Genomic DNA, 12,135 nt, shown 5'->3' on the forward strand with positions numbered 1-12,135 from the left:
ATTTATTACCATTAATTCTGCAATAATAATGCTTGGCAACAATAATATACTTATGGTAATATATTAGCATATCCTTGGAAATCAGTTTGATAAGTAAAATAATAATGAAACATGCAAACTTATTGAAAGGTAAGGACGCAAAGCCATGGGTCTACATACTTTTGTATACGGCTGCCAGGTTGCAATTGCAATCTGGCATTTTTTGTTGTGAATAAAAATAGTTATTATTTAAAAATTTTAAAAGTAGGGTTACCATAAAAAAGAATAAATGGTAAAATAATACAACGAATATTAATGCCTGCACAGTGGAAGAAATAGGTACTGTTTGCAATTGATCATGTATATTTTATCGGGTGGTGAATTATTGAGTGAAAAAAAATTTAATACTATGCTTTGCAATGACAGCAATAATAGGTACATCGACTGGGTATCCCTTTGGGGGTGAGTGGATGGGAAATGTGGCTTATGCTGCTTCAAACCAGCTTGATAATGTTTCTACTGCTAATTCAGAAAAGTTCAAAGTTGACTTTGCCTATGAAATGTCTCAAATTACATCCACAATCGTATCTTCTCAAAATACAAATGTTGAAAGTTTTAAGAGTGAGTTTGCATATGCAACTGCTAAGGTAACAGCAAAAGTAATGCAATTTATACCTGACTCCCAAAAGAAGGACTTTTCCTATGAAATGGCACAAATTACAACAAAGATAATAAATGATCCAAACTTGAATGTTGAAAAAGCCAAAGTTGAATTTGCGTACAAAACTGCGCAACTTACAAGCAAAATCATAGCAAGCACAGAGCCGATTACCGTAGGTAATACAACTGCAACTGCAACTACAAATACAACGACGTTGCTTAGGAATAATGCTGATATTGAGCAAAAATTAGTAGGGAAAGCAAATACGATTTCTGCTAGTCCAAAACCAATGATTCAGACAAGTGATGTTACTCCGGAGACATATACAAGTCTTTTAAATGAATTGAAGCATGTGGGAGACCACAGAAGTAACTTGGATAATAAGATAAATATTGATGGTGAAATTCGTTATCACTACGCATTAAACAGTGGTCTTGGACAAATAGGCAAGGATTCTTCGGGTTTTCGGGCACGTCTTGCTATTGATACGGAATTTAATAAAGATTGGCGTGTTTACGGAGGTTTGGAAGGCAAGAAAAATATAGTGAATTATGATAATGGTTTTGAGTTTTCCCGCTTATATATAGCTGGCAAATTAGGACAATCCATGGTAAAAGCTGGTTCTTTTGGCTATCTCATGGCAGAAGGAAATATTTATGATAGTGATTATGATGGTGTTCGGGCTGATTTCGGTCGACCAATCAAATACACAGTGAGTTATGGATCCACTAATGATACTCAAAAAACATATATTGCAACTGCACTTTATAATGATTTTGATTATAATCTAGAAGCTGGTGTTTATCGCAATCAGCTGAATGACAGCAGTAATAGCCGAAACACCATTCGTACCCTTGGCGGCAACTATAATTTCAGTAATTTTAGTTTAGGAGCTATGGTTTTGAACTCTAGTCTGAAAGATACAAAAGGTAACCGCAATGGATATGTGTTTAGTTTTAACTATGGTGATCTCAAAACATGGAGACCAGGTACTTATGGCGTCTTTGCTAAATATTATAATCAGCCTCAATATACTTATATTTCTCATGGTATGAATGGTTCTGGTAGCAAGATGGGAGGCTTTAGGGGTTATGGTATAGGTATGAGCTATACCGTTGCTGAAAATTTTGTTGCAGGAATTGAATATTATAGTTTAGCAGATAAAATTAACGGAGACAAAGGCGATACTTGGTGGAGCCAGTTAACTCAGTATTTTTAAATCGATAAATAGGTGAGAGGAAATAGGGATGGAAATATTTGAAAGAATTCGAACCCAAAAAGATTTTTTAGCAGTTGTCGGTCTTGGTTATGTGGGACTACCGATTGCGGTTGCCTTTGCTGAGAAAGTTAAAACCTTGGGATTTGATATTAATCAAGATAAGATTGATACGTATAAAAAAGGAATTGATCCTACCAAAGAAATTGGTGATGAGAAAATTCAAAGTACAGCGTTAGAATTTACAACAGATCCAACAAGACTAATGGAAGCTAAAGTTATCATTGTTGCTGTTCCTACGCCCGTCAATGGTGATAAGACACCTAATTTGTCACCAATTATCAATGCAAGCAAAATAATAGGGGCGAACTTAGCTAAAGGCAGCATTGTGGTTTTTGAATCCACAGTGTATCCGGGAGTTACTGAAGATGTTTGTGCACCTATTTTAGAAAATGAGTCAGGTCTAATATGTGGAAAAGATTTTAAAATCGCCTATTCACCGGAACGAATTAATCCTGGAGATCGAGTGCATACGCTTGAAAATATTCAAAAGATTGTTGCGGGTATGGATGAAGAAACTGTTGAAAATATTGCGGCTGTCTATGAGTTGGTTATTCATGCAGGTGTCTATCGAGCACCTAGCATTAAGGTAGCGGAAGCGACAAAATTGGCTGAAAATGCTCAAAGAGATATTAACATTGCCTTTATGAATGAATTGTCAATGGCCTTTGACCGAATGGGAATCAATACGAAAGAGGTCATTGATGCCATGAATACCAAATGGAATGCTCTACGATTTTATCCAGGATTGGTAGGTGGTCATTGTATTGGTGTCGATCCGTATTACTTTATTTATCAAGCAGAATTGCTGGGGTACCACTCGCAAATTATTGCTGCAGGCAGAAAAGTCAATGATAATATGGGGATCTTTGTCACTGATAACATCATAAAAAAAATGATTCAATCTAATATAAATGTAAAAAAATCTAACATTTATATTATGGGCATCACTTTTAAAGAGAATTGTCCGGATATGCGCAATTCAAAAGCTGTAGAGGTTTGTAAACATCTTGCTACTTATGGAATAAAAGTAAAGGTAGTAGACCCTGTTGTTGATAAAATGGAATTTAAACAAGAGTTCGATATGGAATTGATAGATATAAATGATGTCCGAAATGCTGACTGTCTAGTATTTTTAGTGGCTCATCAGCAATTTAAAAATTTGCGGATGGCAGATTTGAAAAAGTTGTTTAAACAGCAAAAGTCACAAACAAAATATGTTTTTATTGATATTAAAAATATATTTGAACAAAGAGCTGTAGAAGAAGAGGGTTATTCTTACTGGAGTCTTTAATCATAAGGGGTGATATACGTGAAAAATAAGAAAATGGTATCATCACTGGTTTTATTTATCGGTGTTTGTCTTTTAGGATTGCTTTTCTTTAAAGATTTTTTTACAACGCCTACTGGTGGCGACTATCGAAATATTACAGATTTAGAAAGTTCTTATGATGCCGAGGAAGAGGTTGCACAAGCCTTAGCGAGGATGAAAAGTAGTCAAGAAAAGGCAAATGTTATTATGCGTAGCAATAGTGTTCAGCGTCAGGTTGCTCTGACTTTTGATGGACTAACAGATCGTACTAGCGTGCAGCAGATCTTAGACCTATTAAAAAAACATAATATGAAAGCAACATTTTTTGTAGATGGGATGCAGACAGCCGAAGACCCGCAAACTGTTGTAAATATTAAAAAAGCAGGGCATAAAATAGAAAACTATTCACTTTCAGGCATGAGTAAAATGGAAACTCTACCTGTGGAAAGAGTAGTGAAAGATTTCAGTCGGGCACAAAAAATTATTAAGGTGACTACCGATCAAGGGCCAAATCTTTTAAAATGTAATGAGACCCAATATACAGATCTTTTACTGCAGGCAGCAAAGGCCTGTGGCTTCAATAGTGTTGTGAAAAATGATGTTTTTTTGAATGTGAAACAAATGAATTCTCTTTTTGCAGCGGATGTTTTTGTCAGTAAGCTTAAACCGGGAAGTATTGTTTCCGTTAAACTAAAACCCAATATTGAACTGATTGTAAATGAACCTGGAAAAACGGATTTACGACCGGCAGTTGACAAACAGCCTGGATTAAAAGAATTGCCGCAAGAAGTAGAATTAGGAGAAAAAGAAACGATCGATGCGGTAGAAAGACTATTAATAGCTCTTAGTAAGGCAAACTACACTACTGTTTATGTAGAAGATTTCGCAAATAACAATAGTATTCAAAAGCCAGTGAAAACGACTTCTATTCAAAATAGTATTAACAATGTTAAAAAGAATCTTAATGTCTCTCTTCTTGTTACTTTCCTCCAAGCAGAAGTTATGGATTTATTTACTTATCGAACAGCTTATGCTGCAGAGAATGTAGATAACCAGGCACAAGAAATCAAAGTGATTTCAACCACAGAGCCGGCTCTTTCTTATACCTTTGGAGGATTAGCAAACGAAACGGTCGTGAATGATGTACTCACAAGATTACATGATTTAGGTATTAAAGCGACTTTTTTTGTAGCGGAAGTAGAGATGAAGAAGTATCCTGAAACACTGCGAAGGATCATTAGAAATGGACATGAAATTGGTATTGCGATCAGACCGAAAGATGGGGAAACCGCTGATGAGACTCGTAGTACAATTATGCGTGATACTAAGAACCTGCAAGAGACTTTTGGTGTGACAACAAACTTGGTAAAACAGCCTTGGGGGGGAGTATCGGATACAACAAAAGAAGTTATTTCTAGCTTAGGTTATAAATTGATTGGTCAATCTGTCAATGTTGTTCAAAGCAAACATAAGGATTACACTTCAGCAGATCAAGTAATGGGAGAAATTTTTGGCAAATCGATATTTTCTTTATCGCGAGGACAGATTATACATTTTAGAATGGATTATTATACTGATGCGAGGTTAGTTGGCGACTTGTTAGAAAAAATTAAACAGCATAAAATTGATAATATTGCTTATACAACATTTTACGATAATCCTGCCAGTAACTTGGCAAATGACTCTCAGTATACCATTAAGACGATAGGTCAAATTCTTAATAATTCCAAATTTACGTATCAATATCCAATAGATGCTTCAAAGATTCCTGCGCACTTGAAACATGATGGGCCAGCTCTGTTAATTGATCGGCATAATTTCTTGGCTGAGACCTCTAAGCGTTATCTTGGAAATGCAGACGTAACCTATGAAGATCGTATGCTAGGATTCTCCAGAATGGAGACTCGCCGTTTTGATACCAGCGGATTAGTTCACACCAAAGACAATGTTATTTTTCTTACTTTTGACGATTGGGGGACAGATGCGGCAGTCAATAAAATACTATATGTCTTGCATAAGCATAATGCCTCAGCGACGTTCTTTGTTCTCACAAATAATGTACTAAATAATCCTAATTTACTTCGATCCATTGCTATGCAGGGGCATGATATTGGGAGCCATTCTGATAAGCATAAGCCTATGGCAGTTCGTGATCCTAAAACCGGCAGGCAGGTCAAAGTACAGGATAAAGTCGAATATTTTCAAGATCTTACCACAGCCTATCAAAAATTAAGAAATGTAACTGGTGATGTAATTGTCAATGGTAAGCCAGCTTTGACCAGATTCTTTCGTCCTCCAACACTGGCAATCAGCAAAATGGGGATTGAAACGCTGTTTGAATCTGGTTATGAATACATCATTAACGGTTCTTGTAGCACATATGATTATAAAGCGCAAAATGTTCCAGAACTTGTAGAGACAATCAAAGAAGGAGTATATACAAAAAACGGTGAAATAAAAAAAGGAGCTATCTTGACGATGCATATGGGCGATAGTTGTATATACACTCCAACGGCTTTAGATATACTTCTGACTGCAAATGAAGCCAAGGCAGATTCGGATCCTTCTAAATTTACAGTCGGCAGGTTATCGGATTATTTAATCGATGGATATTCACAATCCAATCGAAAATCACTGTGATATGTTTAACAGGTAGTATAGGTCTAAATCATCTATAAATGAAATGACGAGAGCGATTTATTATATGTTGCTTAGGGTAGCAGCGTAGAAATGGCAAGGAAGTGGATGATGGATAAGATAAAAACAGAAGAGGATATTTTACTTATTGCCAAACCTGATCGCAGGCTAATTTCTAAAGTACCTGATAAAGAAAAATTGCGTACAAATATAGACAGGCGCCGTGTAAAAGGGAATGGTGATCTCAATGATATCTCAACTCTTGTAGAAAATGAAAAAATGGGCAGACGCTATTTGGTTAATTATGATGTCTCGATCCAATATGTTTCTGCTGGTAAAGAAGTCACTTGCTTTGGAAAAGGGGTAGATATATCAACTACCGGTATGTTACTTGATGTTCCTCAGGAAGTGGCTGAGGATTTGAGTCAGGCATCGAAAATCAAACTGAAGTTTGTCATAACTCCTGGCACAATGCCAGAGGGATATGAAATGAAGGTTGATATTGCTGCTCGCTATATCCGGTTTGGCACAAGTTCTGAAGGCAAAACCTTGTGCGGAGTAGAATTTTTGGAATCACTTGCACAATACGCAGTAAAGAAGAAAAATTGGTATATGCTTTCAGCAGCTTCGTTTTTCCTATTCGTTATTACTGCATGCATTTTTCTTATGAGGGCAGAAAGCGTACTTTATTTTAAATATAATAAAATATTATATATGTACAGTATTATTGCGGCTAGTTTTTTGTTAACTCGATACCTGTTTGGTTCTTTTTATCGATCTGTTCCTATTGACAAAGATTTTACACCAGGGGTCACAATTATTGTTCCTTGTTTTAATGAAGAACAGTGGATACAAAGAACGATCTTAGGCTGCATTAATCAAGATTATCCCATCAATAAACTCGAAGTGATTGTTGTAGATGATTGTTCTAATGATAAATCCGTTGAAAAAATTAAAGAAATCGTAGAAGAACTGAAGGTTAAAGAACAACGCTATGATGTTGAAAACAGGCTTCGCTATATTGTTCAGTCAACAAATGCAGGTAAACGGGAGGCATTGGCAAAAGGAGCACTGATGGCACAGCATGAATTAATTGTATTTGTTGATTCTGACAGCTTCTTAGATCCTTTTGCCATTCGAAATATTGTTCAGCCTTTTAAAGATTCAAAAATGGGTGGCGTTTCCGGCAGAACTGACGTTGCCAATACCTATACAAATGCACTTACGAAAATGCAGTCTGTTCGTTATTACATTGCCTTTCGTATCATGAAGGCAGCAGAGAGCTATTTTGATGCAGTCACTTGTCTATCTGGTCCTCTCTCATGTTACAGAAAAGATTTGCTTGTTAAATATATGGATGAGTGGCTTAATCAACGATTTTTGGGAGAGAAGGCTACATTTGGCGATGACCGAAGCATGACAAATCTTATACTAAGAGAGAATCGTACGAGTTATCAGGATACTGCAATATGTAATACTATTGTTCCTAATACCTATACTGTTTTTTTGAAACAGCAAATGCGTTGGAAACGATCATGGCTTCGAGAATCCCTTATTGCAGCCGGATTTATGTGGAAAAAAGAACCTTTTATGGCCTTATCTTTTTATATGGGGGTACTTGTACCGCTATTGGCACCGATTATCGTAATTTATAATTTAATTTACATTCCGATAACACATCGTGTATTTCCTCTTACCTTTATGATTGGTATTTTTTTAATGGCTTTGCTCATGAGTATGGCTCAATTATTTCTAAGAAGAAGCTCAACATGGGTTTATGGATTGTGGTTTTGTTTATATTATGAAGCCGTACTGTTATGGCAGATGCCGATTGCTTGGGTTACCTTTTGGAAAACTACATGGGGAACACGCATGACTCCGGCAGATCTTGCGGAATTGTTAAAAAAGAATCGCAAAAAGCAAGAGAGGGCATAAGACAATGATGATATCAAATGAAATTTTTACTGCCCAAAAAGATAGAAAAAAAAGAATACGTGTAGTGGTGCAAATTATAATTCTTCTTGCATTAGTTGCTATTTGTATAAATGCATTATTTACTTTAAAAGCATATCAGCCGTATACACATCAGAATACAAAATTTTCAGGGGATAAGGGGTTCGTTACCCTTGCTTATTTTGGGGTAGACCGGATTGGCAATCAAAATCTAATTGGTGTGGAGCGTTTGCGTGGGCACCTGCAAGCACTAAAAGATTTGGGTTATGTGACAGTCACGCAAGAGGACGTTTTAAATTATTATCAAGCAGGTAAACAACTACCGGAAAAATCTCTTTTCTTGATATTTGAGGACGGCAGCAGAGATTCAGCTATTTTTTCGCAGAAAGTTTTAGAAGATTTGAATTTTAAGGCAACCATGCTAACATATCCGGAAAACTTCGCAAAAAAAGATCCTAAATTCTTAATGCCGAACGAACTAAAAGAACTTGAAAAATCAACTTTTTGGGAAATGGGAACCAATGGATACCGACTAGCATTCATTAATGTGTTTGATAGGTACGATAATTACCTTGGCGAATTGGATCCATTAAAACATGCTAGCGTTGCGCCTTATTTAGGACGAAAATATAATCACTATTTGATGGATTATATTCGTGATGAATATGGTATTCCGAAAGAAAGTTATAACAGGATGAAAGAGCGTATCTCTTATGATTATGAAGCTATAAGAGATAGTTATACAAAATCCATAGGGTATGTACCTGAAATGTACATATTGATGCACTCCAATACAGGAAGCTTTGGCAATAATGATAAAGTAAGTGCTGTGAATGAATATTGGATTAAAACATTATTTAAAATGAACTTTAACAGAGAGGGTTTTTCATTTAACCAGAGAAACAGTAGCCTTTATGATTTAAGCAGGATGCAGCCACAGGCTTATTGGTACACGAATCATTTGCTGATGCGTATCAAATACGATATCAATCAAGAGTTAGAATTTGTCAAAGGTGATATGAATAAACAAAAAGCATGGGAAACCCTTAAAGGGGCTTTAGAAATTCAAGAGGAAACGATGATTGTAACCTCTTTACCAAAAGACAAAGGATTGCTACGTTTAAAAAATAGTAATGATTTTGGAGACCTGAAACTTTCCGTGAGGATGAAGGGAAATAAACTTGGCCTGCAGAAAGTATATCTCAGGGCAGATGAAAGCTTAAATCGATTCTTGTCTGTATATATTCTCAATAATTTTCTATATGTTACAGAAAAAAATAGCGGTGCCGAAAAAGAATTGTTTAAATTGAACTTGGATAAACATGACGGTAAAGAATGGATATCCGTTCCGGAAGATAAGAAAGCAGCTGAAATTCGGGAATTGGAGATGTTTGCAAAATACGCTGATTCTGCTGAAAAAGCAAAGATTTATGCAGAGCGTTTAAAGGATAAAAACATAGAGAAGGTGCCTGGCGTGACAGAAGGTGCCGGGGAATATATACCTGACCTTAGTGTTAATGCAAAAGGCGACCGTATGCTGGCATTATCTCTCAAGAAAAATCAAATCAGCATTATGATCGATGGAAAAGATGCTGTTATTGATTTACCCATATCTGAATCAAAGGCGGGTTCTATTTATCTGGAAACAGCATGGGGCGGTTATGGCTGGAGTCAAAGAAATTTGGCGGATGATGTGTATGATGGTGTATTTGAAAAGTTAATAATCACCGAAAATACAGGAGCAGAAACCGAAAAAACTTTATTTGACAGCCGACTTCAAGGATTTGATGCTGTTAAATTTAAAATAGGGAAGCTTTGGGAAGCGCTTATCAATTGGTTTATTACAAAATTGTAATCAATAAGAGGAAGTGAATGCATGAGCAGCGTAGGTTATAAAATTATCAAAACAGTTATTTTTGTATCAGTTTTTATTATCTTGATTGGCTGCAATTATGATCATCAATCTGCTGTTAATGCAGTCGCAAAAGAACCAACGAAAGTATCAGCATGGTTAGCCTATTGGGATTTAAATGCAGGGGAAAAGGATATGAAAAAGCTAGGAAAAAAGCTAGAGAAACTTTCTTATTTTGGCGCATATTTTGATAGCAATGATCGGCTTTTTATCCCTCAAGATCTTAGTGATAAAAGAAGTGAATTACAGAAGAAAAAAGGAAACTATGAAACGTACCTTACTTTTGTCAATGATAAGCAAAATTTTGATGGCTCGACTGTGATGAAAGATACAGAAGTTCTTCGCAGGTTATTTTCTGATGATGCGTCCGTGGAAAAACATATTGATGAAATTATTGCACTGACGCTGCGGGGCGGATATGAAGGTATTGAAATTGATTATGAAAAAATATGGAAAGACGAAACCATAGGACAGTCTTTTTTGCACTTTACAAATAAGCTGTACGCAAAATCTCAGAAAAATAACTTAAAGCTAAGGGTTGTTTTGGAACCGAGTACACCATTTTCTTCAGTTAATTTTATCAAAGGACCAGAATATGTAGTCATGCTCTATAATCTTTATGGATTGCATAGTACTCCTGGACCTAAAGCCAATAAGGAATTTATTCAAAAAACAATAGCGCGAATGGAAGCTTTACCGGGAGAAAAATCGGTAGCATTTTCAACTGGCGGATGTTTATGGGGCGAAAACGGTGAAAAAAAGTTTTTGACAGAAATAGAGGCAAAAACGCTTGCTGCGATATATGATTGTGAAACCAGAAGAGATGAAGAAAGCCAATGTATTGTTTTTGATTACAAAAGCAAGGGTGTGACCTATCAAGTCTGGTATGCAGATGTGAAAACGTTAAATTACTGGATAACGATTGCGAAAGAGCAAGGTGTAAATCACATTAGCCTATGGCGTCTTGGCGAGAATGTGGATATTGACAAAATAAAATAACTTACAAAAAAAGAACCCCTCTGTTTGAGTGGTTCTTTTTTCGCTTTAATAGAAGTACTAGATGACTATGTAGTAGAACCATTGCTAAAATGGGTGGCTGAGACTATTAGTAGCATGCTGATGAGTCATCTCCACAAAAGGCAAATAATAGGATGATAATGATAATAATCACGGACCAGTTGTTGCCACCATGTCTACCGCATCCAAACCCCATAGCGAGACCTCCTTTTAGAGCGAGTTACTATTTATATTGCTATAGTATGATGCAGGTAATAATTTCGTAGATTGTCTTTTTAGAATAAGTGATTAAGAATTGAATAATTTTTTGAAATACTCTTTATTATAGAGTACGCTAGGATGATTAGGAACATATGATTCTGCCTTCTTATTATGTTCTAATGCTAAACTGTTTTCGCCAAGTTTGGAATAGCAGACACATAATTGGAGGTGAGGGAGCCAAGTTGAACATGCGTAGTTTTTTAGAGAAGAATGATCATTTGACTCTTTGAGATCAAGTGCTAGATTATACCAAAATATGGAATTTGAATATTTTTGGGTATTGAGAAAATGGTAGCCAAGTCGGCAGCAGAAATCAGGTCGTGGCGTATCATATTCAAAAGACTTATAGATATATTTTAATTTTTGTTGCTCATCACCAATATGACTGAAGCAATCGGCAAGTTTGCCACAGGCAGAAATATTATCTTCGATCCAGCCCAATTGAGTATTCAGAAAATCTTGGTAATATTGGGCTGCTTTTTCATACATTTGATGATCTACCAATTCATTCCCGTAATAAAAAAGATCTCTAGGTGAGAATACTTCGCCATTTGCTAATCGATTCTCATAGATTTTTAAATTACGATCAGCAGTATCACATCTTTCTTTCTTGTGTGTCACAGTGATCTCAGAATTGATAACTTTGCCATTTATGGCTAGATATTCATGTACAGCTCCGATCCATTGGAAATTTCGTGTTCTCTTGACTAATCTATTTCTTCGCAAACTAGAGACGATATTGCCATTTTCATCAGAGGCTAAGTTATAATTCATTGTCACGGAATCTACGGCTAAATCCAAATCATGCTTTAAAAGTAAAAGCTTTTGTAAATCATTTTCAAGAAGGACATCGTCGGCATCCAGCCACATAATATAATCCTGTGTGGCATGGCTGAAAGCAAAGTTGCGCGCTGCGCCAAAGTTGTCAATCCATACAAAGTCGTATACCTTATCGGTATATTGCAATGCAATTTTTTTAGTTGAATCAGTAGATCCTGTATCTACAATAATGATTTCATCCAATCCAGGTTTGACTGATTCAAGGCAGCGAGCTAAGGTTTCTTCTTCATTTTTCACAATAAGGCATAAGCTGATAGTAATCAAAAGTTATCACCTTCTCACATTTA

General features: G+C 36.0%; 7 protein-coding genes and 1 riboswitch. Of the genes, 6 read left to right on the plus strand and 1 reads right to left on the minus strand.

All coding sequences use genetic code 11. The features are described 5' to 3' along the window. The first annotated feature begins 102 nt into the window (after window positions 1-102). Window positions 103-187: riboswitch (cyclic di-GMP riboswitch) on the plus strand. A 262-nt stretch (window positions 188-449) separates the two neighbouring features. The 6 genes from BMZ99_RS26245 (at window position 450) to BMZ99_RS08040 (ending at window position 10,729) form a co-directional block, all read left to right on the plus strand. Next, complete coding sequence (locus tag BMZ99_RS26245; protein WP_090935051.1) at window positions 450-1,859, plus strand: hypothetical protein; 1,410 nt, start codon at window positions 450-452, stop codon at window positions 1,857-1,859. A gap of 28 nt (window positions 1,860-1,887) precedes the next feature. Further along, window positions 1,888-3,210 carry a nucleotide sugar dehydrogenase gene (locus tag BMZ99_RS08020; RefSeq protein ID WP_090935054.1) on the plus strand — a complete coding sequence of 441 codons (1,323 nt, stop codon included), beginning with the start codon at window positions 1,888-1,890 and terminating at the stop codon, window positions 3,208-3,210. 18 nt (window positions 3,211-3,228) lie between these two features. Further along, the gene (locus tag BMZ99_RS08025) at window positions 3,229-5,868 is read left to right on the plus strand and encodes a polysaccharide deacetylase family protein (protein WP_090935056.1); all 2,640 of its coding nucleotides are present in this window, start codon (window positions 3,229-3,231) and stop codon (window positions 5,866-5,868) included. 108 nt (window positions 5,869-5,976) lie between these two features. Further along, on the plus strand, window positions 5,977-7,800 hold the full coding sequence (locus BMZ99_RS08030) for a glycosyltransferase family 2 protein (RefSeq protein WP_090935060.1): 1,824 nt from the start codon (window positions 5,977-5,979) through the stop codon (window positions 7,798-7,800). A gap of 7 nt (window positions 7,801-7,807) precedes the next feature. Beyond that, the gene (locus BMZ99_RS08035; protein WP_456107087.1) at window positions 7,808-9,673 is read left to right on the plus strand and encodes a glycoside hydrolase; all 1,866 of its coding nucleotides are present in this window, start codon (window positions 7,808-7,810) and stop codon (window positions 9,671-9,673) included. 21 nt (window positions 9,674-9,694) lie between these two features. Beyond that, window positions 9,695-10,729 carry a glycoside hydrolase family 18 protein gene (locus BMZ99_RS08040; protein WP_090935066.1) on the plus strand — a complete coding sequence of 345 codons (1,035 nt, stop codon included), beginning with the start codon at window positions 9,695-9,697 and terminating at the stop codon, window positions 10,727-10,729. A gap of 306 nt (window positions 10,730-11,035) precedes the next feature. Here the strand turns inward: BMZ99_RS08040 and BMZ99_RS08045 are convergent, their stop codons facing one another. Next, entirely contained in the window at window positions 11,036-12,112 is a 1,077-nt protein-coding gene (locus BMZ99_RS08045) for a glycosyltransferase family 2 protein (RefSeq protein WP_090935069.1), read from the minus strand. Window positions 12,113-12,135: the final 23 nt, after the last annotated feature.

The organism is Pelosinus propionicus DSM 13327 (genome assembly GCF_900114615.1).
Classification (GTDB): domain Bacteria; phylum Bacillota; class Negativicutes; order DSM-13327; family DSM-13327; genus Pelosinus; species Pelosinus propionicus.